This is a genomic window from Elusimicrobiota bacterium (assembly GCA_041660185.1).
Taxonomy (GTDB): domain Bacteria; phylum Elusimicrobiota; class Elusimicrobia; order 2-01-FULL-59-12; family 2-01-FULL-59-12; genus JBAZWU01.
In genome coordinates, this window is record JBAZWU010000002.1 from 196,427 (window position 1) to 221,162 (window position 24,736).

The window sequence follows — 24,736 nt, forward strand, 5'->3', positions numbered from 1 at the left end:
GGGGAGAGAACTAAAGAGGGCTAAGAGTATCTAAATTGGTTCGATGCCTCCACCACCCCAAAAACCTTAGTTAACGGTGACCTGTCCGTTCATTAGCATCGGAAGGAGCCAGTCGCGATGTTGGGTGAGCTGCTGGTTTTCCTTGCTCAATAAGTCAATGCGTTTAAGGGCAGGTGCAGTCAACCTTGAAAAATCGTCTATCAGCGCTTTACTCCCATAGGCCAATTTGAATGTTTTCAACACTCCGTGACGTATTCCCTTGTGAATACTTCCAGAAGATGAATTTTTTGTAAAACTCTTCATCTGACTTGATGAGAGCAGAAAGTAGAGGTGTTCGGGAGATGTCTTGTTGTAGTCGGGCCTGATTGTGAAAACAGATTCATTGATATTCCAGTTTTTCGGCTTTTCGTGAATTAAATAGGTAACACCAACCGGTTCAATACTTGTAAACAGCACGTCGCCAGGTTGTAGCTGGGCGCGCCGATCAATGATGCTTAACGCTTCGTCATCGATTTTGTCGCACTTATCATTAAGAACGATTTCCCCATCCTCAATGTTTTTTATTGTTACGTAATAATTGTTTCCAGTGCCAAGTTTGAAGTTTTCTCGTGGGTTTAAGCCTGTGGCGGACCGACTGATGATGTTAGACAATTCACATGCCATCCACCCTGCCGGAATCTCATGCTTCAGCGTAGCGTCATAAACCATCTTGCCACCGGAGGCGCGGTAGGGTTTGCCTTCTAGTTTTGGTTTTCCCATCGCGGCTGCTTGGGCCGCGGTGATGGGGAAGTCAAACTGCACAAACCAGTAGTCATACAGCAACTTCGCCATCCCCTTCAATTGCTTATTGATCTGTTTGTTTAGATCGATCTTATCGTCGAGCGATGAAAGGAGCTTGGCGACCGCTGATTGTTCGCGTCGCGATGGTAGCGGAACCTGCAGATCGTAGATTCTTTCAGGCGAGGTATGTTTTACCTTGCTACCAGAGGCGCTGCGCCTGATTTGCAGTCGGACTGATTTCGTTTTAAAAAGGTGATAGAGAAACGCAACATCAACATCGCTACTCAGAGAGGTGACAAGGCCTAGCCGCTGATTATGAAGGAATCGGTCGCTTTCGGGGATTTTGGCCATGCTCCCAAGTAAGCCATCGGCTTGCTCCGTCATGGCGATGACAAAGTCTCCCTTTTTCAAAAGATATTCTTCGGGGAAAGATTCTGAATAGCACTTATCCTTCTCTTGATTGCGCTTGAATCCACCTCCCTCGTAAAAATTGCCAGGAGTTAGAACAACATACCTTCCGGAGCTTTCGAAATGCTCGCCCTTGAACGGGAACCCATGTTTCACTTGGATTTTGCCAAGCAGCTTTGTAAGCGGTCTTTTAGTCATGCGTTAGCCGGGCGAGTTGTTTGGCGACTTCCTTTTCACAATTGCGTGATTCTTCAAAGAGAGTCTTCAGCATAGTAATCCGATCGTGAAGGTCCTTTTCGAATTGATCCCGCGTCATCGTAATATGCTCAATTTTCACGTCAAAATATTGGCCTGCGCTGAACGAGTAATTCTTTGCCTTAATTTCCTCGTAGGAAACCGTGACGGAAAATTCATCGATAGCCTTCTTTGTATTAAACGTATCGATGATCCGCTGCTCTTCATTTGGCCTCAATATCGTTTTCTGATTCTTACCTTCCTTGATTTTCTCGCCGAGATTCGATGCGTCAAGGAGTATCACCTTTCCTTTATTGGAGGCATCTATGAAGAGAATTGAGACATTCGTTCCGGTAGTCGCAAAGATGTTGCTCGGCATGGAGACGACGCCGCCAAGCATCTTCTTCTCCACCAAGTGCTGTCGGATACTCTTCTCAATGCCTGACTGAGCGGTGATGAAGCCTGTTGGAACAACGATGGCGGCGCGGCCATCCGGCGAAAGAGAGTGAATGACATGCTGGATAAAGAGAAGGTAAATTGCCATCTTGTCTTTTTTCTTGCCGGGCACTTTTGGAATTCCAGCAAAGAAACGTTTCCGATTCGCATTAGTATCGAGCTGGTCGCGGAAATCAGAGAAATCGAGCTTGAAGGGCGGGTTGGAAACGATGTAATCGAACTTCCGCAAGTCAGTCCCACCATCCTCCTTGTGGTACGGTTCGAGAATCGTGTTTCCCTGAATGACGTTGGGGATAGAGTGCACAAGATTATTGAGAATGAGATTGAGCCGTAGGAGGCTCGAGGACTTCTGTGAAATATCTTGCGTGTAGATTGTGCAGCGATCCTCACCGATCGCATGGGCAAGATTCATCAATAGTGTCCCTGACCCTGCCGCAGGATCATAGCAGGTGACATTCTTGACCTTGTTCGGCACGAGGCAAGCAGCCATGATCTTTGATACGGCATGAGGGGTGTAATACTCGGCATACTTACCACCACCGTCTTTGTTGTAGTCCTTGATCAGATATTCGAACAACGTGGAATAGAAGTCGAATTTCTCAGAGAAGATACGCTCGAAGCTAAAGGGTATGAGCTTGTTGATGATGGCCTTGGCAAACTCATCGCGCTTAGAGGCGACATATTGAGTGACGGGATCGAAGAGGACAATCTTCTGGCCGTCATTGGTCTTTACGGAGAAGATGTCACCATTCAGCTTGGCGATATCGAGGAGAGTCGCATCAAAGATCGCAGCAAAATTGTCGTCATTCTGCTTGGCCCAGAGGGTTGAGAGAAAGTGCTCGGGCTTCAGCCGGGCGGTGGAGGCCCCGAGCTGCATGAGCAAGAGTTCATATTCCTTCTTTGACGTATCGCGCAACGCATCTTCCCAGGAATCGGCTTTTGCCAATGAGGGTTCGAGGCGCTTTATTTCATGCGCAAATTTGTCGTTAAGGAACTTATACAGGAAGACCTGAGTGATAATCTTGAACTCGTTTCCGTCATTTCCCAGACCATAGTTGGCACAGACGCCTTTGAGGTCATCAATGAGCGTGATTGCATTTGCTTTGAATTCTTGAGATGTCATGCTGCTTGTTGTCCTTGGAACTCAGCCAGATATTCTTTCATCACAAGGTTGTTGATGAATAGAGTGTTCTCTGGGGTCAGAGGAATGCGATGCTTATTTTTGAATTGCTCGATAATGAGACGCGTCATTTCCGCCTTGGCAAAAGCTTCATTGGTGAGGATTTGGGCATTCTGCGAAATGCAGGCGTCAGCCTCAGCTTTGAATGCACTGAGAGCTTCGAATAGTTTGCGCTCGTTATCAGTGGGTGCCCCTTTTTCAAGGAGTCTCTTATGCAGCCGAGCGTATTTCTCATCATTTGCGTACTTGGCGCGGAGAAGTTGATTTTTCCGCTCTAACTCACGGGCGCGACTGTCGATGCCTTTGAGTATCGCGATGTTCTCGACCATTTCAGCCTGAGTGATCTCCGAAAGGTTCTTCTTCTTAAATAGGCGTTCGAGTTCCTCTTTCAAGGTGACGAAGGCGGGATCTGCGGGGTCGAAGTTGCCTGCGAGTCCTTCTCGGGTGCGGCGTAGGTTCTCGCGGAGTTCGTCGGCGATGACCATCTCGCCCTCAGACACTTTTCGGAACGTGAATAGCACGTCCTCAAGCGCGATGTTGAGGATATTTATGCTGTCATCAGCGCTTGCCAGTGCTTCACGTTGGTTCAGCAGATTAAGGTGGTTGGATGCTTCCGTGTAGAGCTGGTTCAACTTTCGAAAATCAAGTTTGGCAAGAAGCTCATATTGGCCGGAAAGGCGGATAAGGTTGTAGAGGGTTCTGGCATCATTGAGCGCCTTGACGATCTTGCGCATTTCAGTGCGATCCACAATCTGGTTGATTTGCCGGGAGAATACTTCAGCATTATTCGTGTCAAATGGAAATAGGACGCCCTTGATCGCCTCAATGTCGGCGGTGATTTCCGCCTCCGTCTTGAAGAGTTCCGAATACTTGTCCATCTCGTCACCAAGTTCCCCTTGTAGTTCATCGAAATAGTCCTTATTGGTTTTTTCAAACTCGGACTCGATATCGACGAAATCCACGACGTAGCCGTAACGATAGGAACCATAAGGTCGGTTGACCCGCGTGAGTGCCTGAAGCAGGTTGTGCGCCTTGATGATGCGTCCGAGGTAGAGCTTCTTTAACCTAGCCACATCGAAGCCCGTGAGCAGCATGTTGAATACGAACAGGATGTCTATTTTGCCCTCCTTGAAGGCTTCCACCTGTTCCTTGCGATCATCCTTGGTACCTTCGTCATGAAGAATAAGAGCGCAGGTTTTGACAGTGCGGCTTGGGGCAACATAGAGCCGAGGCGCATCTGCCACTAGCGCTTCGGTCGTGGATTCATCTGCGCCGGCAACTGACGGCGCGACAGCGTATTTTTCTTCGAAGAGACGCGCCATCTCCTTTGCCTGCTCTGAGGAGTCACAGATGACCATAGCACCTATTGTACGGTCATTCTTCATGACTCGTGAGCTCTCAAAATCCTGGATGATGTAGTCGAGCATAGGCTCTACGAACTTCGGGTGAGCATAGACCAGAGTCCGGTTCTGCATTTCCTTGAGCACCTTGATCTGGGCAAGGGTCTCCTGAAGATGCACCTTGTATTTTGTCTCGATAGCTTCTCGTATTAGGCGAAGCGTGTATCCGTCTGCGATAGAGCGGTTGTAATAATATTTGTGGATGTAGTCACCGAAGATGGCCTTGGAGTTGTAAGTCTGCCGTCCCGTGGCGTTTCCGTTTTCGTCTCTCGTGCCTGGAAGCGTTGCATTAAGTAACGGTGTCCCGGTTAGTCCAATCTTGATCGCATCACGGTCCGATTCATTGAGATTGGCTAAAAAGCTGCCCTGAGGATTGTAGCTCCGGTGGACTTCGTCCAGGAAGTACACGCGCTGAAGCCCGATGGCATAGTCTGTGCTGCGAACAACATCAGGGTCATCCTTGAAGCGCTGGATATTAATAACAGTGATCTCGCGATTTCCGGAGTCATTGTGGACTGCCAGATTCGATTTGATTTCTTTCGCAAACTCTTCGCGGGAGTTAATCTGGTGGACATGCAGCCCGCGACTACGGAATTCCCGGCTCGCCTGGTGCAGGAGATCTATGCGATCAACAATGAAGTAGAACTTCGGGACGAGGCCTTTTTTCTGAAAATAGTCTGTAAGGAAATGGACGCAGTAGAACGCGAGGGCAGTCTTTCCGCTGCCCTGAGTATGCCAGATGATACCCTTGCGGACTCCGGCGTCGAGTTTGCTTTCAATGGCCTTCGTCGCGAATATCTGGGGGTAGCGCATGATGTGCTTCTCATATCCTGTTTCGTTGCGGACGTAAGCGATCCCGAAGCGAAGCAGGAAGGCAAGGCGACCGCGCGAGAAGAGCGAGGTGCTGAGTCGGTTTGTCGGGGTGTCGGGGTTTTTGTTGGTTGCAAACTCAGGCGAGTGCTTAATGCTGGTTAGGTTGGTGTCCGCAAGAACGAAGTCCTCCGTTTGCTTATCTTCAGGCTGAAGCAGATTGGCGAGGTTCATCACCTGTTCCTCGCGGAAATAGTTGAAGATGGGCTTATCGTACGAGGTGGAAGCGTAAAACGCACCTTCGAGCGGCTCCGGGGAACCGTCAACGTATTCCATGTTATTCGAGAACACCATGAGCTGGGTGATGTTGATGAACCGTTTGAATTTGTGATTTCGGAATCTGGCAATAATGCGATTACGTTCCGCAAGGATGCCATCACGGTTGTTCGGCTTCTTCACCTCAATGAAGACCAGCGGCAGACCATTGACCAGGAGGGCGATGTCTGGCCGAAACTCTTCATCGTCCTTCTTGCAGGCGAACTCTGTGACAACGTGGAATGAGTTCCGATTGAAGTCTTCAAAGTCGATGATCTTCAGACCTGAGGTCTCAGTTATTTTCTCGTAGAACTGCTTTCCAAGGTCTTCGTTGTCGAGGGATAGGATTAGTTGGTCCAGGGCGTTTTCAATCTCGGCTGGCGTGGCGGAAGGATTAAGTTCAGAAATGCTCTTGCGGAAAATCGCGGGGACTATATTGCTCGATTCATCCCAAGTAAGCCCCTTCAAAGATAGATAGGTGTATCCCAGCCGCGTGAGGTGAAGAATGGCGGGGATTTTCACCCTGGAATCTTCGTTGAATCTCATGAAACGGACAAACAATAGCTTTGATTCATATAAATAGTGATGAGGCAGACTGATGGTTAGCCAATATTAAATTCCCGAGTATTAACGCTGACAGCCTCGTAGGCTACCAGGCTGTCCTTTTGCTATCGACTATTTTTGCTGATTTTTGGGGTTATTACTAGCTGTTGGCTGTTACTGGCTGGGCTTCGATGTTCGGAATTCTGATCGGGTCGGCGGGAACTAGGGCGGTTTCAGTAGATTGGACAGTTAGGGGGCTGCAATTGGGCCAGGTCGGGAATCAATAAGTTAAGGCAACTCAATCTCCTCCATTCGTGGCAAATCTACCCCCTTTTTTGTTCCGCGGCGGAGGTCGATAACTCCTCGCTGAGCGGCTAATCGCCGAAACTCTAGATGCACGTCAAAGTGAATTGCCTTTTGTTGTGGAAACACTCTGACATTCATATCGCTCGGCCATAACCCACTCGCATTCGCACAAAGAAGCCATATTTCGGCGATGTTAGGTCGGTTGCTCTTGAAATGATTCACGACATTCATCGATCGAATGGGGCTATTAGGCTTCTCAACGTCAACAACGAGAATAGTATTCTTGAGATAATTCTTTCTTTTGAGTTTGTTATCGATGGCTTCAGTGATGTCATTAAACGGCGAATTAGACTCCCATTCCATGACTTCGATTGGGAAATTCGACCGGCTACTCCCTTTGGGTCTTCTAATTAATTCAACCATCCAGGCGTCCGGTGGATCTTTTTCAGGGCTTCCAATCCAAAACTCTCTCTGAGAATCTTTACCAAGACCTATGGCAAAAATGGCTACGGCACGCGCTTCTCTAGCTGGCTTGAACGGTGCTTGAGAAAAAACAGCGTTATCACCATGCTTTCTGCGAAGGTCATCAAACCGTTCAAGCACTTTGCGAGGACTAAAAAGGAACTTGGTTGGAAGAAACGGAATCGAATTCACTTTACGATTTTAACAGAGACGCCATTCCGAGACTAACATTGTTTCCCCGCTTATGACCGCCCGGAGGACGTGTTTGACCGTGTTGGGACTGAAAGTGCCACTCAGCTTCTCAGCACTCCTCTATCGAGGATTGATCGGATTTATAATCGGTTCGGCGGGGATTAGGGCCGTTTCAACCTGCTGGATGGTAACGGGAGCAGGCGGCAGGGCGACCGGGAGTTGCAAATCCAGGGTTAGGGCGGCTTGACGGACATGCCCTGGCAGTAGGTGGGCGTACCGGGCCATGAGGGATTGAGTTTTAAGGCGGAGGAAGTGCTGGACCGCGTAAGGATCCTTCGAACCCATAATGGCGTATGACGCAGCCGTGTGCCTGAGGTCATGTAGATGGAAGTTCTTATTCGCTTTGACCTTCTGCCAGCGATTCATGCCCTCTTCCCAAACCTCCTGCAGCAGACCGGCCTCAGCCCGGGCCTTCTTCCACAGCTTGTCGTAGTGCGTGAAGTCGAGAACCTTGCTCTCAGGCGACGGTAAAGCCCTCACAATGGGCGCTAGGACGGCGAAAAGGGTATCGGTAAGGGGAACGGACCCCGGCTCCCCGTTCTTGCTCTGCGGAATCCAGATGGTGCAGCGGTCGAGGTCGACGTCCCGCTTCCGGATGCGCTCGAGTTCGCCGTGACGCATTCCAGTGTGTGTGGCGGTGATGATGATGGTGCGCATCCGCGGGTGGGCGACTTCCAAGAGCTTTTTGAACTGCTCCTGGGTGAGGAAGTTGCGCCGCCAGTACGGCCGCTCGTTCTCCAGGGGGACGTATTTCCCGGATGCCGGGTTCTTCCCGTCGAAAAGCCCGACTTCTTCCAGCCAGTTGAACATCCGGCGGAGGTTCTTCTGGCGGTGGTTCACGGAAACGGGATGGAGTCCTTTCGCCCTTTCCTTCGCGCGATACTGACGGATGTCTTCCGGCGTGATGTCATTGATAAGTTTGGACCCGAAATGGTCTATCGCAGACAGGGTGTTGTAGTAGTAGTGCTTGGAGGAAGGTTTGTTCTTCGCGAATTGGTCGATAAACCGCCGGGCGGCATCGCTGAAAGGCAGATTCGGTTTGTTCCGCTCAGGGAAGTATTTCCCTTCAGCCAAGTCCAGCCGCATTTGCGCCTCAACGTCCTGGCCCAACTTCCGGTTGCCGGTGATGACCTTCGCGTAGTGCCGGCCCTTGTACCAGAAGGCGATCCGGTACTTCCTTTTCAGCGGGTCGATAAGCTTGAATCCCATAAGTTCAGCTCAGTCGGGCCAATTACGGCCAAATTGAGGGATCGGGATCGTATGATCATTTCTGAAATTGATCAAGCGCTTTTTTACCGACGGCGATTTCTCGGCGTGTCCAGTTCTCCAGCTCCGCCCTATCAAACCTCAGAAGTCGTCCGACCTTACGGAAGGGGATCCTCCGGCCGCTGGTCCAGCCGTATATCGTTTGCTTCGAGACTCCCAGTAGTTCCACCACCTCGTTCAGTGTCAGAAACCGTGACTCGTTCATCGTCCTCCTCCTTTTGCCCTTCTGGGCTGAAATAATCGCACTCATTGCCGAGCTGGTCCCAGCCCGGTCTCTTCTCCCGCGAGAATACGTCGATGCGAGGACCGGGCGACATAGTTTCGACGATGCGGTAGAACTCGTCTGGCTTTCGACTATGCTCCCGACGGTCGGCCAGGAACCAGGTCCGTGCATTGCGTCGGAGTGGCTTCAGATGGCCCCGTACCCCGAAGAGGATCGGCTCCGTAGAATTTCGATAGAAATTCCCAACCCCCATTTGAAGCTTTATCCATACGATCATGGTCTTATATTCGAACCCCCATGCCTTCATAACTTCGTATCCCTCGCTGATCATGGCGTTCGGTACCCAGAGATACAGATGAGCGTCGTCTGCGGCCATTTCCGCGACCGGGAACCGCTTGATGTCCTCCAGATTCAGGAGGCTGTACGGCGGCCGAACGCAACGCGACGCCCGCCGGAACTGCCATGGAGGATCTACGACGAGCGTTTGGTATTTGCTTTTCGAGGTCGTGTCCATGATCTTTAAATCCATGGTTTTTTCAGGTTAAAACCTCTTTTGCCTACTGAAAAAGCTCATGGGTTCCGTGACCCTTTTTGATGTACTTAATTAGTTGCTCAAGAGCTTCGGCGAGATCAAGTGGCTCCATTCCCGCACATACCTTCACTTCTATGAGAAAGTCTTCTTGGTGAGATTGTTCGCCACAGCCTGGGAAACAAAAAAGATGGTCCTTGTTTTTGCATCCGTATTCATCGAAGCTGTACAGCGTCTTTGAAATAACATACTTGTCGTATTCCTGCGCTGTTTCTTGCTCTGCTAGTTGAGTCATGTTAGCCTCCTATAGTTTTAGTTGTCGCATTCTTCCGCATCTATCGGTGATTCCATTTCAACATCAAAATCGGGGGAGCCTAATGAACCTGGTGAACCTTTTCCGTCCAGCCCACAAATCGAAGCGCTGGGTTCGAGTCCAGAGTTTTGCATCTGATCGGTTGGAAAAAGTTCACCGATGTTCACTGGTTCACCCGAGCCGATCCGGATTAATCGCCAGCGTTTGGCGCGGTGGCGCTCTCCAACCAGAGTGATGCGGAGATTGTCATATTGGCGATCCCTGGCCTGGACGAGGTCTTTCCCCAGCTTTGTTCGGCGGCTTTTCTCCTCGCCTTTTCCAAGATCGAGGGGCTCTTCGAGCTCGCTGTTGAGGGCAAACAGCTCACTGACACCCACTTCATCTTCGCCAAACCTTTCCAGCCACGCCTGGACGAACCCTCGCCAGACCGCCGCCTCTTCGTTCGATGCTTCGTAGAAATCTTCGAGATTCCCAAGGAAACCATGGATGCCTGATACCTCGAGAATGCCACCCATAACACTAGTCCACTCTTCAAACATGCCAAGTGTATTCTCGGAGTACATGGGGCGGCCTTCGGCCAACCAGGCCTGAATCAACAATAATGCTGACCTAACTAATTCAGCACGGTGTTCCATGACCCAGCTACGGAGATTTGTGTGCCGAAACTGCTTTCGGAGCCATGGACGGTCTCTCTTGGCATCTAAACGTATGCGGAGGGTACGCCGGGCGATTTCGTTGGACAATGCCGGATTGTTCCCAGTAGCTACCCAAAGACATCGGACCAGCATATTGACCACCTTGGATTGCCCCAGGACACGATCTTCCCATGAAGGGGAGGTGATAGCGGCCGAAACTGCGGCAGAATCCAACCGTCGGCGGAGATTGTCGACAAGCAAAACGCTCGGCCTTATCATCAGCTTGGCGGTAATGCGTTTTCGCCATTCGTCCTCGTCTCGTCCCTCCGCCATGGTTGTGACAGGTCGGCCTAACACCGGATACGTCAACACCTCAATCAACAATCCTTTTCCGGTTCCCGGCGACGGAGCTTCAATCAGATGAAGCGGGGTCGCCCCCAGAATTAGATCTCTCGCGTAGGGGAGCAACATGCAGGCCACAGCATGGGCGCGCTCAGCCTCGCCAACGAAAGGGAAGTCACAGAGAAGCTCATCAAGAATGAGCGACCGCGCCTGGGATATGTCTGCGGCGGTAGGAGCATTCGGTACTTCAGGGATCCTGAACCCATCTTTGACCGCGAAGTAAGTGCGGCTGGCGGTATGGTAACCAGGCTCGGTCTGTAGTTGGCCATCAGGAGAGAAGACCGGGGCTTCAACTATTCGATTCAGGACCGGCAAAGGCAGATCAGCGGCCGCCAGCATGTCTTTGACCACATGCATGGGCGGTAAAGCTGGTATTTTCCCATCCAGGGTCTTGCGGTACCACCGGGCAGATCTTGCAAGGACGTGACGCAATTTGTCATTCACAAGCTCGCGCAACATTGGAGCACCGTTATCATCGGCCTCGAGTCGCATGGCAACGCCTCCGCTGCGAAACAATAATGGAGGTTCGTTGTAGGCCCGGATGGCATCCCAGGCCGCTGCGGATACTCGCTCCAGATCCAAATCTCCTGCATTGATCTCGGGAAGTTTGGGATTCATGCGGCCTCCGAGTGAGGTGGATGGACTTCCCGCCTATAGGGACCAACGATGACCCAATATGACGACGCCAGAATATGGTGGTAGCGGCCGGCATAAACGCGATTCAAACACGGCTGGCAGAGCGTGATCCGGCTTCTTTGGCATGGGACCTCTATGTAGGTCACGATGAAATATCGCGGGGTTGCGCCGCAGAGGCCGCAATAGTTAGTACTGGCGAACAGGTTCATGATGTTTCGCTCCATCTCTTTGTCGCGCTCGTTCCAGCTCGAATATTTGGTCCTTCACTCGATCGATCGATGAGGCGAAATCACGAGCCACCACACGAAGCTCCCCCGAGTCATATGCCTCCAAAATCGCGGCTGATTCCTGGGAATCGAAGAAACCCCAGAACCTGCCGTCATGCTCGGTTTTCTTGGGAGCGATCTTGTGAAGATCAAGAATTGCCAGCTTTTTAATGTCAGACACAGCTCTTAAGGGTGGGGTCGTCATCGCATCTCCTCTCCGTTTGCCTCCGATCCAATTCGATTACTTCATAATTCTACGGACATGCGAAAAGCGTTTGGATACCACATTCCTTTTAGTTTGACAGAATGTGAATCTGACTGGATTTACGATTCAGAATTGAATCGAAGGCAATGGCCAGGGGGAGGGAAAGGGAGACACCGAAGGAGAGCTATTCGACGATTACCGTCTCAGGCGCACTCGGCTGCCTTCTTCTTCATGTGCCGTGAAATATGCGCTTCTTGGATTTTGTTCATCTCAAAACATGACATGACATCAGCAATTGGGGCCACATGACACCCAGTAGACTTACGGCCCATTCTCTTATCAAATAAAGCACTAAGGGATTCTACGAGCTTCCAATAAACCTTCTCACCTTCGCCCGGCTTCGATCTTGGAAACGCTTGGTTCTTTAATCCCTTTAACTCTTTGAGCGTTTCATTTAAATAATACTTCCCCGGAAAGGTTAAGAATCCGTTCAGCACAGCCGCCACTCTCGTCAGAGGAAATCTCGGAGTGTTGCCGTTAAAGTCTTCCCAGTAATGGACATCTTCCTTCACGTCCACTCTCCAATTCGCATAGGCCTCCAACCAGGAATAGATCTCTCGATGCAATCTTCTGAGACGAGTGAGACGCAATATCGTCGAGTTAAGCTCCCGTCGCAGGTCGGAGTTGCGCTTCTTTGCGTCAGCGAGGTTTTTTCGAATTATGTCAGGGTACGCAACGAGGAAGTTCATAACTGTAAATAGGACTTCCCGGGGCGCTACTCCTTGCCGGGTGAGTTTCTTCGATAGTATTGCCCCTCTGTCAAATTGCGCCAGCACGGCGTCAACCTCAGCTCGCATGTCTCCATGCGACACACCTAACTGCATGGCTCGCCTCACTGATGGAGACTCTCGATAGAAATCCACTACCGGGGCAGCATGGCGTTCAGCCTCGCTCAGTTCATACCGTAGCGTCCGAAGCCTTTTCTCCCAATCTATGTCCTCTTCCATTTCTCCATCTCCATCGATACCTGCTCATTGCACAGGCAGCTTTCTCAATCCGGTCGACATCGGTCCCTTCCGAAAATATTTTAGCGTTTAATTCCCCTTATGTCGTTGTCGCAGATCAACTGGTCTGCGACAGGCACAATTCAGGACGTGGCCTCGACGGATCCAAGCAACCGATTTTGGGCCCCATCTGCGACAGCCGCGGATTGCCGGCCGAGCAATCTGCTGATGGTATCCTTGCTGACGCCAAACGTGGTGGCCAGGGAGCGCAATCCCAGGCCCTTGGTGGCCTCCCGGCGTAGCCTTCCTATATCCACGTGGTTCCGCCGTGGCCCCGGCGTTTTACCTTGTGCTTTGGCCCGTCTGAGCCCGGCAAAGATACGATCCCGAATCAGTTCTCGCTCGAACTCGGCCAGAGAGGCGATGACACCAAAGACCAAACGCCCCTGCGGCGTCAAAGTGTCGATGCCTTCCTGGAGACTTACAAAGGCAACGCCCAGGCTGCGCAGCTCCTCCAGCGTGTTGACGAGGTGTGGAAGGCTCCGAGCGAAACGGTCGAACCGCCAGACCAACAGAACGTCGATCTCCCGCTTTCTGGCAAACCCCGAGATGACCTTGAGCTGAGGTCGGTCATCCTTCGCACCACTGATACCGGCATCGACGCATTCCGCGACAACGTTCCAGCCCCGGGCCTGGCAGTATTTCCGCAGGTCGAGCAGCTGATTCTCAGCGGTCTGGTCCTTGGTTGATACTCGACAATATATCCCAACTCGTTTAGGTTCCATGTTCATCTCCTTTTCGATCCTCTTCAACGCGGTCCTCTGCCTCCGCTGCCTTGGCCTCCCGGGCTTCGACTTCAGGAGGGCGGCCCGACTTCGTTCGGAAGTACCCGAAGCTCAGTATCGCCGGCTGGTCGGGCCGCGAACTGAATTCTCCTTCGTGCCAAGAGACAATCCCTGTACGCTTCTTCAATGACGCATCGCCTACCGCCGGCGCGTCCGGACCGGCAGCGGAAGGCTCCGTGGAAGGCCCCGCCGGCCGGCCGGGATAACACCCGCCGATGATCCAACCCGCTTTGAATATCGGGTGATCCTTTGGGGTTCGCCCTCTGAAGTACGGACTTTCACCCGGCCTCCTTTCACCTATCGTGTACGTATCCGTAGTCTCCTTGGCCGTCGATGGCGCGGCTTTTTTTGACTTCGATTTCTTATTCATGATGGGTCTCCTTTCAATTCGACAGACATTGACGCCGGAGACTGATGAGAAGATGGGTTGAGAAATAAAAAACCCAAGGCCATCAGCCTTGGGACAGGGTTCCGATTTAGGCCGGTGAAGCCGGCCGCACCAGCTTTGGGCTGGCGGAATCTTAGGTCAAGTTACTCACTCTTTCGAGCTGCCGGGCGGACCAAGCTGTCCCGAAACACACCCGGCATATATGCCTTACGACGACCTATTCTATCACTCTCGACGACGAACTTCAATGACGCGGCCGATCGCACGTCACTACTACTTGCCTTTAGCTTGTTTTGCGGCCGCATTGAAGCGATCGAGCATCTGCCAGGCATCTTCATGGACAGAATGATCGAACTTTTCAGTCCAGAGTTTCAGGTGCTTGCCGAGTAGTTCGAGGGCCCTCACCTTATCGTGAAGCCTCAAATTGAGAGTCCGTCCAATCTGTCTCCTGGCCGCGCCAGCCCCTTCGAAAAGGCCGACGGTGGTATATGAAGCAAGCGCACGGGAGAACCTCTCTGGCATCTCCTGGATCGATCTGAGCGAACCGTCCGGGTTATAGGCATCACTGATATTGGAATCCGCGATGGACCATAGCCCCCTCAAGATTTTCTGGGCCGATATGTCCTCTTCGTTGAGGGCAGACTCTACAGCCTTGTGAATCTCAACATTTTTCAACAGGCGCTGCCCCTGCGAATAGGCCGTCTTTCGGGAGTAACCCGCCACCATAGCCGCTTTTGTGGCGTTTGGGTGTTGAAGGTATTCAGCGACAAACCGTCGTTGTCGGGGTTTGAGACTGCGGGGGACCAATTCCATGCTCTGATCGTAGATCAGTCGAGGATTTTGATCAAGAACAGAATCTAATCCAAAAAGCCAAAGTCTTTGAGCTTATTTTCGATCTTCTGGTGAATCTCGAGGGAACGCAATGATTCAGGCAATCCTTTATAGGCTTGCACCCATTCAAATAGTTCGTAATACCTGGTATGTTCAGTTACGCCTTCGAGAAACACCCAAAAGCTGTCCAGGAAATCCTGGATATGCTTTTCTGCCAGAAACCGCGCAATTTCGCCGGGTGGCCCCCAAGCTTCAACTGCAATGCCGGCTCCGAGCGATTTAGCTTCCTCTGTTATTGCCGCATTGAGCAATTCTAGATGAGCAGCGTATTTGGCTGGCCACAGAAGCGAGATTTTTAAGACGTCGTACAGCCTGGAGAAGACTTGGCGGTCATATAGGCCAAACATTACTCTCCAATATGGCTCGACAGCATCGAACGATGTATTCTTGCCTTCGTTCTGTTCGCGAGCCATCTGCCAGAACTGGGTGGCGATCTCCGCCCGAAACGGGTTTTGTGATTGGCAGAGCACCGTCAATCGCATTTTGAAGTCGTCAGATACAAAAGGGACTTGTGGAAATTGGCCCTGGCGGAACACCGCGAAATATATAAAGAGCGATCCTGCGCCCTCTGCCTCGTATTTCTCGAAGAACACCAAAGCCTTCATCGCCTCATCGGGGGTAAGATCACGCATGAATAGAAAGATATTCACAATCGCCTTGACGGTTGCCTTCGGAGTGATCTGATATTGCTTGACCTCGTGATCAATGGTTTCCAGTATGTCGAGCATTGACTGCTTCAGCTGATATTCTTCCCCAAGCATCTGACGTCGAGTCGGATGGACCAAAGAAGCGAAAACCAGTAAGGCGAACGTTCGCACATAGTAGTCAGCTCGAGAATGCCCTAAAGCTCTCGCCAGAGAACCATCAAGGTCAACGAGCCGGAATGCGGAGTCTGCGGCAAAAGCCATCAGATCGGGTTCCGATTTCTTGGCAAATGCCATGAGCAGCCAAGCCACGGTCCCGCGCACTGTGCTGATTGTGTTTTCATCCTTACCGCTGATAATCTCCTTGTCATAGCTGTCGGTATCGTCAGGGTTAGGGTCGGGATCGTCAAGCGCAAGCTCGATGAGGTGTCGTGCCTCCGCAACCCTGCCTTGTTGGAGCAATGGTTCGGCAAGCCATATAAATCGGGCCCGTATATATGAGTTTTCGCGAAATGTTGTTTGGAAGATCTTCTTATCAGTCAGAAAAGGCAAAAATAGTTGATAGGTTTTGAATGCGTCCGTTTCAGTGGCTTCTCTGACGGGTGTTGACAAAAACTGCAGAACTTTCGCGTGAGGGGATACTTTTGCCAGTAGCTTTTGCACTATCAATCGGCCATACGATGTCCCATTTTGGAAGTCCTTGCGTATGAGCTTCGAGAGCATACCGCTTTTGTCCCACGCGATGTCGTCGCCTAACGTTTCCAAGTATTCAATGAACTGGTCACTGCCGATTAACTCGGCAATTAGTCCCGGATTAACGTCGGCGACCGAGCTTGCACTTAGAATTTCGAAAGGCTGGAGGCTCCTATCCCTTGCCAAGAAGCCGGGACTTTGCACCAATTTGACAAAGTAATCTACCGCTGGACGATAGTTTTCTTGTATCAAGCGTACCAGGCATTGCATTGCGAATAAGTTGGTAGGGTATATCTCCCCCTTAAGACGTCTCCGATATTTTCTAGCATCCAGTTCAATGAGTTCCATGACTCTGTCATAGCCGAACTTCCTCATTTCAGCCGCTCGAAGGCATGAGAAGATCGTTTCAGAAGTATCGGGTATTCCGCGGCGGGTGGACAGAATATTCCGCAACATTCGGGATGATCTTCTTTGTTCTGCATCTGAAATTCCCGCCTGGCACATCTGTTCGATCAGTAGCGGTGCTAATCCGCGTCTCAGGAACACCGGGTTAGTCCTGCCAGGACCCTGGCTAAGAATGTGTCTTTTGGCAAATCGCCATAAAATAGATGGGTTATCCTCGTTCATCTTCCGAAACAGAGGCTCAAACACGAAGCGAACTAGGCCAATATCTGTAATCGTGTACTCGCTGCCCGACTGCGAGAAAGATCCGCCAGCGAGCTCGTACCCTGTAAATCTGGCCCCATATTCACGGTCGTATTGTTCTGCAACTCTCCGTAACACAGGGACAAGCCGCGTATATGGGTCGATCAAGAGATATTGCCGAATAATTGCATAGACCTTGGGATGGGTCTCAGTAACACGCTCAAAATCATCTCCGATGAGATGAAAGGTGGCGAAAATGTATTTCACAAGCTTATCAGGGTCCTTCGTTCTGCTGAAATACTCGACTACGATCTGTGCTACATGTTCTTCTTCGCGCCATCCCTTGCGTTCCAGCCTGCGGTGCCTGCCGTCTTCTCTTTTTTCAATAGTGTTCTGAATAAATCCGAGAATGGTTCCCTCGTATCGTCCTCCCATATCATCATGAGCGACCTTTGCTAGTATCCGAAGGGCGTCGTCATAATTCAGATCGTCGCCGAGTGATCCATAGTGCTTCATGAGAAAGTCGATTACATAATCGGTTGAAGCTCTTTGAGCGTTCCACTTAGTCTCGATAAGTTTTAACGCCATCCTCATGTACGATTTCTTTACCAGCACCTTCTCGACAAAATACTGACATTCCGGAAGTGTAAAGCTGTTAGACATCAACTTTTCGGCCACGTAAAAAATCAACCCTGCATGTGAGCTAATTGGACCAAGGTACCGTTCCAGCGATCGGAATGCTGTTGGGCTTCCCAGAAATGACCCCAGGGCCTGTTTCCTCTTGCCGAACGTAACGTCCGGCGAAAAGGACTCTGACCGGACATTGATCTCCTTTTTGAAGCCTGCCAACTCGGCAAGAAAGTCCTCTTTGGAGATGCTACCGCCTGTCCGGCCTAGCTCCAGAAGAGCCCTAAAACTGCGACCGACAAGGCTCTTAAGATCACCCTCGGAAAGGTAATACGGGTCTTCCAAGGCAAAGTATTCCTGGATCTTGCTGAAAACCGTTTCTGTGCTCTTCAATTCAAGAAGCTCGGTACGCGATAAAAAGGCGATGCTAGCCGCGGACCAGCCGCTTTTCATAAGTTTCCTGACGACTCGATCGCGTCGATATTGCTTCTCTGGCATGTGCCGCCAAAACTGGAAAGCTTGGCGGATATAACGATGGTCTTTGACAAGACTTTCGCTGAATGAACGCGAGACAACGGTGAAGCTGTCGGCTTGCGTCAATGCCTTCTTAAGCTCCTTACCAATTGCGCGTCGAACGAGGTGATGGGTGACTTTACGCTGATGCCATTTGACCTCGTAATCCTCATTGTGGTCACCAAACACGAGAGTGAAATCCTCCCATCGGCTTCCCTCGACAATTAGTTTCTGAAACCCTTGGCGTTTGTGATCTCGCAAAAGCAAGTACAGCGTGACATCTGCTTGCCCCGAGATCCCTGTGACTGTTCGCTGCCCGGCAACACTCATTGATGAATCACCTTGTATTCAGTGAGGAATGATTCAATTTCTTGTTTAACGTAGGTGCATTCCTGGACAAGCTCATGTGGCCTATCGAATGACGGAGCACCGTGCGCTACGTGTATGGCTGCCCTTAGCGTTGCGATACGGTCGAGCGCTTTTCCTATGGCATTAAACCGATTGCGCAGGCTAATAAAGCGTTCGTCTCTTAAGGTGAGGCATTTGTCTTCCAGATAGCGACGCGCATTGAGGAGATACTGGACGTCGATGCCAGCGAGCGTGAAATCATCTTGTTCGATGCGGGTAATCCAATACGAAACCTGTTCCAGATGCTCAGGAACAAATCGGGACGAAAAGAATCGCCTGCGAAGTTCGTCGCCTGACTGAATCGGTCGAGAACGATTTCCTTCGCGGACATAAATACAATCATCGGCCATGTGTGGCCTATCAGAATCCAGGCCTGGCTGGATGAGATAGACAATGACGAGTTTAGTTCCGAAACGAAATTGTTTTAGAACTGAGTACTTAACAGATGGTCGTAGGCGGTCGCAGTCAAGACAGTTAGATATGTTCTCAAGGAATTCATTCGCGCCGCAGTCAATCCCGACGATCGCGCGGTCAGTATCACGAATGCCAAAGAAGATAAATCCACCTGTCGCATTGGCAAAAGCGGAGAATGCCTTCCGGATGGCACTCCCTTTATGGGGCTCAATACGCTCTTTATACTCGATTGCATCGCCCTCAGGAGTTCCCCTATCCAGGAACGCTTGGAACTGGCGGTTGTCCCATCTTAGAATGTCAGCTGCTCTCATTCGGCTATTCAATACGATCCACGCTCCTACGATTTTACCTTCAAAAGCGACATAAGGGAGTGATCGGATTTCTGATCGGGTCTACAACGTGGTCCAGATAAATTCGGAAAGATTGGGTGAAAGGACGAAACTAAGAAGGAATATTCTCGACGAAAAACGAATAGAAATAAATAAGGATGGAGCCATTCCCCGACGAGCTACCAGGCTGCTCCACCCCGCACGGTGATTATAGCAGAGATCAGAAATCAGAGAGCAGAAATGTGGTAGCTCCATTCAGAACGTCAAATCAGTGTGTTTCATAAGCGGCCGAGTCTTCGAGGCCGACCTAATCTCTGCTTTCTGCTGTCTGCTCTGCCTCAAATGGTGCTGATCGGAACACTGATCGGTGTGACACCCAAATACGGATAGGGCGGGCTAAAAGGTGATCACTCGTTCGGAATCCACCGTCCATGACGCCAAGTCTTTCATGGTCGCTGGCCAGTTCGACGACAATACATCCCCTTTGCCGATTCCGCAGCGGTTGATGCAGGTGGTGCAGAGTTTGATTTCGGCTCCTTTTTTCTCGAGATCAAGGAGCATCTGCCCTAAATCGAACTCCGCGTTCTCAGGCTTAGCCTGTTTGCGCGTAGCGTCCATCGCATCATTCATGAAAAATATCCGGACGTCGTGGCCCGTACCGATGAGAGTATCCGCCAGACGCAGAGCATTCCAAACCACATCGGAACCGTCGTAGGCTTTGTGACTGAGAATCAGCAGAATTTTCATGGTTCCTTCCTCGCGAGTTCTTTCTATTTGCGAAACGATGCTTCAGTCTATATTATGGAAGCATGAAAGTGCGAGACAGCGGGATGCCGGAGGAAGAGCTGTGGCGGACGTTTTTTGACCCGGCGCTGATTCTTGCCAAATTGGGCCTGACCTCAAAGAGCGGAGATGTGGTGGAGTTCGGCTGCGGTTTTGGCCTCTTCACCCTCCCGGCGGCCCGGATCACCTCGGGCATCGTCCACGCCTTTGACATCGATCCGACCATGGTAAAGGAGACAACGCGAAAAGTCGTTGAGCAAAACATCGTCAATGTGCGATGTTCTCAGCGAGATTTTGTTTCGGATGGGACGGGACTGACGACAGCAAGCATCGGGTATGCCATGCTCTTCAACATTCTTCACGCCGAGGACCCCCTGGTTCTCTTGCGCGAAGCCTTCCGCGCATTAAAACCCGGCGGCAAGGTGGGCATTATTCATTGGAACTACGACGCCGCCACTCCTCGTGGCCCCGCAATGGACATCCGCCCGCGACCGGGCGAGTGCGGCGAGTGGACGACCGAAGCAGGATTTAAACTCATCATTCCGCACATCGATCTGCCTCCCTACCATTACGGCTTGGTTGGACAAAAGCCTGCCTGATTGCACTGATCGGATTACTGATCGGGGAGAGAACTAAATAGGCACAAGAACAATACTTACTAACTTAGTGATCCGGCTTGTTTGGGGCCAAGAGTTGCCACTTCTTGCCGAGCGGGTCGAAATAAATTGCTCCACAATAGTTTTTCATAGAAGCCAACTTATTTAATAACGTGCCATATCGCTCTATTAAACGTAAATCACCGTCTAAAGTTGGGATGCCACCCTGATTAGGTGTATAACAACAACTTTGGTGTTCTCGCAGTTGACATATTGCTCTTTCGATAACTTCACCCTTGAAACGTTTTAGCAGACTTCGCTCAGTCTTATTCTGAAGCTGCCGCACTCTTTCGCGCGAAATTGCTAATCGTTTGGCCAGTTGCTCAAGCGTCAGCGGTCGCTGGCCGTGCCGACCCTTAATAATAAGCCGCTGCCGCGCATCCAGACGCCCAAGCGCCTTCAAGAGAAGCTTGATAACCGTGCTGGGGCGAGGGCGACCGGGAACACCAGTGCGATTTCTTTTCGTGCGAACCGGCTCTGGTGCCAAGTGCAGAGCATATTCGGCCAGAGACTCTTCTACTTCCTTCAGACAAGCTTTACCAAAACCGTCGATTTCCATGAGCTGGGATGGCGACATCTGAAGCAACTGCCCAAGGGTCCGCAGTTTCCCTCGGCGCACGGCCCTGGTTGTGCGTACAGAAAGCATCTCTAATACGCTGGAGATCGTTTCATTTCCTGAAAACATGCTTTTCAATTTTTAGTGAGAAGCTTTATATGCAGTATAAGTGAAAATTAGAACTCCGACGGCCACCACAAGAAGTATCCATGTTGGGAAGGCTCCTGTAGATCGATGCCGTTTTTGCAGCGGCACTACTTTTGAGATATTTTTCTTTATCTGCGCGACAGTCTGATCCACCGCTTTACTCAAATGACTTGTGTCGCGGCCTTCGGTTTTTAATACGGATTCCATCTCTTTGTAGAGTACGAGGGTCCCCGAAAGATCGTTTCGCTTGATGGCCTCGAGAAGTTGTTGGTTTAGTTGCCCCCATCGACGATCATTCTTCCGCAGACCAGATTGCTTTGGTTGTGCCCCGTTGCCACACGTCAGAGCATAGCTATTGCCAGCCCGGACACGTTGAAGCTGGCCGAGCCATTCCAAGGCGCTGACGATGCTCGCGATGATATGCCCATCGGATGCATTTAGTGCTTTCTTTAAATCTTTTTGTAAACAACCAGGTCGAGTCGTCACATAATCAATAAGCTGAGGAGTCAGTTTTAAAATTAATTGAGCTTTCTCAGCATACGCCTTCCAGGGTTCTAATTCTGGATATTTTTCAATTAGCACGGCCAAGGCAGTCACATCAGGCTCCGAGCCAGTCACACCAAACAGAATGGCTCCCTCCTCAATTGCGGGGATACTTATGATGTCGAATCGCCCGAACTCCGCTACCACAGAGCTCACTAACGCAGGAATAAGTGTCAGGGACTCTCGGCAACATCGAACGCATTTCCTCACATCATCCTTTTTGCGGATGATGTCTAGCATTTGGAAATACCGATCGATGCTGGAATTGCTAGACATTTTGCTAGGGCCTTCTTGTTTCCCTGTGCCCAGGTCAGTTTTCGGTGGCCATAAAGCTTTATAGGCTACCAGTCTGTCTTGCTGCGAGGTTCTATTTTGGCTGTTTTTACGGTGATTTTCTAGGATTCCCTTATTCTTAGGTTTACCTGAATGTTCGTTTTTCTGATCGGCTAGGAAACTTTTTCGGCAATAAGGACCGGAGTGGCGAGGGTCTGCTGAATTGCTGGGGTGGCCACGGGAAGCTGCTTATCCAGGCTGAGGGCGGCCTGGCGGCACCGTCCTCTCTATTGCGGTCGCGGTGGCGACCGCGTATTCAGTCGGTGCCGTCCCGACCATTGAGAACATAAACAGGAGGACGGGACGGACGTGTCCGGGCGATAGTCACTCGCGCGGGCCGAGCAAGCCGCGCGAGTGCGGCGGCAGCGGTGGGCGGCTGGCACCGCCTTCCGACCGTGCGCGTAGTGCGCCATCAGGGATTGCGTCTTTAAGCGCAGGAAACTCTGTGCCGCGTAGGGGTCTTTGGAACACATGATCATACGAATGTATAATGACTACCGGATGCGACTTCTATTCCTGGCTGATCTGCACCTTGAGTTTGCGCCCTTCACGTCTCCCGTCGAGAGGGCAGACGTTATTGTTTTAGCCGGTGATATTCATGTCGGCGCCAAAGGAATTCAATGGGCGCAAGAAACTTTCGGTGAGACACCGGTCATTTATATCGCCGGGAACCATGAATATTATCGACAGTCCTACCCGGACCACCTCGACAAGATGCGCGAAGCGGCCAAAGGGACGAATGTCCTGTTTTTGGAGAATGATTCCACTGAAATCGGCGGAGTGACCTTCCTGGGATGTACCCTCTGGACGGATTTCAACCTATACGGAGACGTGAAACGCGCCATGAGTGAGGCTGAAACCTCGATGAACGATTATCACGTCATCCAACTTGGCCTGACGGGCCGGAGGCTTCAGCCAGAGGACACATTATCCCCGCACAAGAAATCAGTCCAATGGCTCAAGAAGACGCTTAAAACACAGGTTGGCAAACCGGTGGTGGTCGTCACACACCATGCCCCCAGCCTGCAATCGGTCGCGGGCCAGTATAAGCGGGACCTCGTCAGCGCTGCTTTTGCCTCTCCTTTGGATCGCCTGGTGGCCGCTTCCAAAGCCAAGCTCTGGCTGCATGGACATGTCCACCATGCTTGCGACTACCCGATCGGAAATACGCGGGTCCTCTGCAATCCGCGCGGGTATCCCAACGAAACAGGCAACGGCTTCGATCCCCAATTGGTTCTCGACGTCAGCTTCTAGAAAACAGTAGAAAACAGGGGACGTAGTTGCAACTTTGCAAGCTCGCCTTTGCCGAGGAAATGAAAAGTTGCAACTACGTCCCCTGGCCTTCCCATGCGCCATTCGATCGGCGGAAACTCCAAGTGGGCCCTCTACGACAACTTAATTTTACGCAGGTCCTGCCAGGGGATGGCGCGGAGGCGGGGCGCAAGCTGCATAGCGTGGGGTGTTCGGCAAACGACGATCCCTTTTTCTGCTTCAGGATATTCCGCGAGAAAGGTCTGGAGATGACGGGCGTCCTGCTGGGTCGGCGTTTCGGTCCATTTAACTTCAATGGGAATCAGCCGCCCTTCCTGTTCGATCACCCAGTCCACCTCAGGACCGGAGGCATCGCGCCAGAATCGCAGATGCCCGGAACCTTGACGCATCGACCGCAAGAGTTCGAGACCCACCCATTGTTTCAGCAGTTTCCCCCAACTTTCGAGCGGGAGCCGCCGTCCTTCCTGCGCGGCCAGCCGACGGACACCGAGGTCGAAGAAAAGATACTTGCTCCCTCGGGTCAATTTTTTGCGCGTGGCGCTGCGGGTCAATGGGTCGATCCGTTCCACAATGAGGCAGTCTTCCAGAATCTGAAAGTAGGAGCCAATCGTCACATGGGAAACCCCGATCTCCTGTGAGAGTTTGCGCAAATTGATGAGGCCCCCGGACTCCGAGGCCGCCAATTCCAGAAATCGGCCGAAAGGACTCAAGTTCCGCACGAGCGCTTCTGCCCGGACCTCCTCCTCCAGATAGGTGGTGACGTAGGACCGGAGCGCCTGCTCCCGCGCCTCAGGCGTTGGGTCCAATACAACGAACGGGAGCGCACCGTAAAGGAGTTGGTCTTGCAGAGTGCCTTTCGCGTACTCCTCACGACGAAATGGGTCCAGGCGATAGGCCAGAACGCGCCCAGGAAGCAGGTTGATGTGGGACCCGCGTCTCAGCTTTCGCGCCGAGGATCCGGTCAAGATGAAGATCGCCTTCTTTTCATCGATCAAAACCTGAAGGGCATCCATCAAGGCGGGCACTTTCTGGACTTCATCAATCACGACCAGAGGCGGCGCACCAGACTCGGCCTCCAAATCATGAATTTCATAAATAAGCGCGGCAGGACGCTTTTCATACCGCTGCCGTTGGTCTGGATTGGCTAAGTTCAGGAGACGAGTGGGGGAGAGTCTTTGCAGGAGTGTCGTCTTTCCCGTCTGCCGGGGCCCCAGAAGCAGGACGCTCTTCTGCTTAGCAACGGCGTCTCGGAGGTCCTTTTCGATGAGCCTATTGATATACATCGCTTTCCATTTTCCATGATTTTGGAAAGTCCGTCAACCATTTTCTTACTCGAAGGGTTAAACCAATAACTGATCGGATTTCTGTCCCGTCCTTTATTTCGCTCGCCCAAGCGAGCTATATCGAAGGGACTGCACCGGCCC

21 protein-coding genes are annotated in these 24,736 nt (G+C 51.4%); 2 read left to right on the plus strand and 19 right to left on the minus strand.

Translation table 11 applies throughout. From position 1 onward, the window contains the following. Positions 1 to 66 precede the first annotated feature (66 nt). From WC859_03255 to WC859_03330, 16 genes are all read right to left on the minus strand, one after another. Positions 67 to 1,386 (minus strand): restriction endonuclease subunit S, encoded by a 1,320-nt coding sequence (locus WC859_03255; protein ID MFA5975164.1) that lies wholly within the window; start codon positions 1,384 to 1,386, stop codon positions 67 to 69. After that, on the minus strand, positions 1,379 to 3,001 hold the full coding sequence (locus WC859_03260) for a class I SAM-dependent DNA methyltransferase (protein ID MFA5975165.1): 1,623 nt from the start codon (positions 2,999 to 3,001) through the stop codon (positions 1,379 to 1,381). The genes WC859_03255 and WC859_03260 overlap by 8 nt, the downstream gene beginning before the upstream one ends. Continuing rightward, positions 2,998 to 6,129: a type I restriction endonuclease gene (locus WC859_03265; GenBank protein MFA5975166.1), complete on the minus strand. Its 3,132-nt coding sequence runs from the start codon at positions 6,127 to 6,129 to the stop codon at positions 2,998 to 3,000. The genes WC859_03260 and WC859_03265 overlap by 4 nt, the downstream gene beginning before the upstream one ends. 285 nt (positions 6,130 to 6,414) lie before the next feature. Then, positions 6,415 to 7,086, minus strand: a complete 672-nt coding sequence (locus WC859_03270; protein MFA5975167.1) for a hypothetical protein — start codon at positions 7,084 to 7,086, stop codon at positions 6,415 to 6,417. 120 nt (positions 7,087 to 7,206) lie between these two features. After that, positions 7,207 to 8,355, minus strand: a complete 1,149-nt coding sequence (locus WC859_03275; GenBank protein MFA5975168.1) for a site-specific integrase — start codon at positions 8,353 to 8,355, stop codon at positions 7,207 to 7,209. Positions 8,356 to 8,510: 155 nt separating this feature from the next. Continuing rightward, positions 8,511 to 9,164 (minus strand): MT-A70 family methyltransferase, encoded by a 654-nt coding sequence (locus WC859_03280; GenBank protein MFA5975169.1) that lies wholly within the window; start codon positions 9,162 to 9,164, stop codon positions 8,511 to 8,513. Between the two features lie 28 nt (positions 9,165 to 9,192). Further along, on the minus strand, positions 9,193 to 9,459 hold the full coding sequence (locus tag WC859_03285; GenBank protein MFA5975170.1) for a hypothetical protein: 267 nt from the start codon (positions 9,457 to 9,459) through the stop codon (positions 9,193 to 9,195). Between the two features lie 17 nt (positions 9,460 to 9,476). After that, positions 9,477 to 11,132, minus strand: coding sequence for a hypothetical protein (locus WC859_03290; GenBank protein MFA5975171.1), 1,656 nt, complete (start codon positions 11,130 to 11,132; stop codon positions 9,477 to 9,479). A 204-nt stretch (positions 11,133 to 11,336) separates the two neighbouring features. Then, positions 11,337 to 11,621: a hypothetical protein gene (locus tag WC859_03295; GenBank protein ID MFA5975172.1), complete on the minus strand. Its 285-nt coding sequence runs from the start codon at positions 11,619 to 11,621 to the stop codon at positions 11,337 to 11,339. Between the two features lie 203 nt (positions 11,622 to 11,824). Then, positions 11,825 to 12,628 carry a hypothetical protein gene (locus WC859_03300; GenBank protein ID MFA5975173.1) on the minus strand — a complete coding sequence of 268 codons (804 nt, stop codon included), beginning with the start codon at positions 12,626 to 12,628 and terminating at the stop codon, positions 11,825 to 11,827. Between the two features lie 140 nt (positions 12,629 to 12,768). Further along, complete coding sequence (locus WC859_03305; GenBank protein ID MFA5975174.1) at positions 12,769 to 13,410, minus strand: recombinase family protein; 642 nt, start codon at positions 13,408 to 13,410, stop codon at positions 12,769 to 12,771. Further along, positions 13,400 to 13,840, minus strand: a complete 441-nt coding sequence (locus tag WC859_03310) for a hypothetical protein (protein ID MFA5975175.1) — start codon at positions 13,838 to 13,840, stop codon at positions 13,400 to 13,402. The genes WC859_03305 and WC859_03310 overlap by 11 nt, the downstream gene beginning before the upstream one ends. A 291-nt stretch (positions 13,841 to 14,131) precedes the next feature. Next, positions 14,132 to 14,671, minus strand: a complete 540-nt coding sequence (locus WC859_03315; GenBank protein ID MFA5975176.1) for a terminase small subunit — start codon at positions 14,669 to 14,671, stop codon at positions 14,132 to 14,134. Between the two features lie 44 nt (positions 14,672 to 14,715). After that, entirely contained in the window at positions 14,716 to 18,201 is a 3,486-nt protein-coding gene (locus tag WC859_03320) for a hypothetical protein (protein MFA5975177.1), read from the minus strand. Next, entirely contained in the window at positions 18,198 to 19,004 is an 807-nt protein-coding gene (locus WC859_03325; GenBank protein MFA5975178.1) for an ATP-binding protein, read from the minus strand. Before WC859_03325 ends, WC859_03320 begins: the two co-directional genes overlap by 4 nt. 414 nt (positions 19,005 to 19,418) lie before the next feature. Next, on the minus strand, positions 19,419 to 19,769 hold the full coding sequence (locus tag WC859_03330) for a DsrE family protein (protein MFA5975179.1): 351 nt from the start codon (positions 19,767 to 19,769) through the stop codon (positions 19,419 to 19,421). Between the two features lie 62 nt (positions 19,770 to 19,831). On the opposite strand from WC859_03330, the gene WC859_03335 reads away from it, so the two are divergent. After that, positions 19,832 to 20,404, plus strand: a complete 573-nt coding sequence (locus WC859_03335; GenBank protein ID MFA5975180.1) for a class I SAM-dependent methyltransferase — start codon at positions 19,832 to 19,834, stop codon at positions 20,402 to 20,404. Between the two features lie 64 nt (positions 20,405 to 20,468). Here the strand turns inward: WC859_03335 and WC859_03340 are convergent, their stop codons facing one another. Next, positions 20,469 to 21,146: a sigma factor-like helix-turn-helix DNA-binding protein gene (locus WC859_03340; GenBank protein ID MFA5975181.1), complete on the minus strand. Its 678-nt coding sequence runs from the start codon at positions 21,144 to 21,146 to the stop codon at positions 20,469 to 20,471. A 12-nt stretch (positions 21,147 to 21,158) separates the two neighbouring features. Next, complete coding sequence (locus WC859_03345; protein ID MFA5975182.1) at positions 21,159 to 21,983, minus strand: hypothetical protein; 825 nt, start codon at positions 21,981 to 21,983, stop codon at positions 21,159 to 21,161. A gap of 558 nt (positions 21,984 to 22,541) precedes the next feature. Between WC859_03345 and WC859_03350 the strand changes: the two genes are divergently transcribed. Then, on the plus strand, positions 22,542 to 23,294 hold the full coding sequence (locus WC859_03350; GenBank protein ID MFA5975183.1) for a metallophosphoesterase: 753 nt from the start codon (positions 22,542 to 22,544) through the stop codon (positions 23,292 to 23,294). Positions 23,295 to 23,425: 131 nt separating this feature from the next. Here WC859_03350 and WC859_03355 read toward each other — a convergent pair whose 3' ends face one another. Next, entirely contained in the window at positions 23,426 to 24,595 is a 1,170-nt protein-coding gene (locus tag WC859_03355; protein ID MFA5975184.1) for an ATP-binding protein, read from the minus strand. Positions 24,596 to 24,736: the final 141 nt, after the last annotated feature.

Bases quoted from the DNA above. Each gene is read 5' to 3' on its own strand.
- WC859_03275 (MFA5975168.1), bottom strand. From the start codon at position 8,355: ATGGGATTCAAGCTTATCGACCCGCTGAAAAGGAAGTACCGGATCGCC.
- WC859_03280 (MFA5975169.1), bottom strand. From the start codon at position 9,164: ATGGATTTAAAGATCATGGACACGACCTCGAAAAGCAAATACCAAACG.
- WC859_03340 (MFA5975181.1), bottom strand. From the start codon at position 21,146: ATGTTTTCAGGAAATGAAACGATCTCCAGCGTATTAGAGATGCTTTCT.
- WC859_03305 (MFA5975174.1), bottom strand. From the start codon at position 13,410: ATGGAACCTAAACGAGTTGGGATATATTGTCGAGTATCAACCAAGGAC.
- WC859_03295 (MFA5975172.1), bottom strand. From the start codon at position 11,621: ATGACGACCCCACCCTTAAGAGCTGTGTCTGACATTAAAAAGCTGGCA.
- WC859_03350 (MFA5975183.1), top strand. From the start codon at position 22,542: ATGCGACTTCTATTCCTGGCTGATCTGCACCTTGAGTTTGCGCCCTTC.
- WC859_03345 (MFA5975182.1), bottom strand. From the start codon at position 21,983: ATGTCTAGCAATTCCAGCATCGATCGGTATTTCCAAATGCTAGACATC.
- WC859_03265 (MFA5975166.1), bottom strand. From the start codon at position 6,129: ATGAGATTCAACGAAGATTCCAGGGTGAAAATCCCCGCCATTCTTCAC.
- WC859_03310 (MFA5975175.1), bottom strand. From the start codon at position 13,840: ATGAATAAGAAATCGAAGTCAAAAAAAGCCGCGCCATCGACGGCCAAG.
- WC859_03315 (MFA5975176.1), bottom strand. From the start codon at position 14,671: ATGGAATTGGTCCCCCGCAGTCTCAAACCCCGACAACGACGGTTTGTC.
- WC859_03335 (MFA5975180.1), top strand. From the start codon at position 19,832: ATGAAAGTGCGAGACAGCGGGATGCCGGAGGAAGAGCTGTGGCGGACG.
- WC859_03320 (MFA5975177.1), bottom strand. From the start codon at position 18,201: ATGAGTGTTGCCGGGCAGCGAACAGTCACAGGGATCTCGGGGCAAGCA.
- WC859_03255 (MFA5975164.1), bottom strand. From the start codon at position 1,386: ATGACTAAAAGACCGCTTACAAAGCTGCTTGGCAAAATCCAAGTGAAA.
- WC859_03330 (MFA5975179.1), bottom strand. From the start codon at position 19,769: ATGAAAATTCTGCTGATTCTCAGTCACAAAGCCTACGACGGTTCCGAT.
- WC859_03285 (MFA5975170.1), bottom strand. From the start codon at position 9,459: ATGACTCAACTAGCAGAGCAAGAAACAGCGCAGGAATACGACAAGTAT.
- WC859_03355 (MFA5975184.1), bottom strand. From the start codon at position 24,595: ATGTATATCAATAGGCTCATCGAAAAGGACCTCCGAGACGCCGTTGCT.
- WC859_03260 (MFA5975165.1), bottom strand. From the start codon at position 3,001: ATGACATCTCAAGAATTCAAAGCAAATGCAATCACGCTCATTGATGAC.
- WC859_03325 (MFA5975178.1), bottom strand. From the start codon at position 19,004: ATGAGAGCAGCTGACATTCTAAGATGGGACAACCGCCAGTTCCAAGCG.
- WC859_03290 (MFA5975171.1), bottom strand. From the start codon at position 11,132: ATGAATCCCAAACTTCCCGAGATCAATGCAGGAGATTTGGATCTGGAG.
- WC859_03300 (MFA5975173.1), bottom strand. From the start codon at position 12,628: ATGGAAGAGGACATAGATTGGGAGAAAAGGCTTCGGACGCTACGGTAT.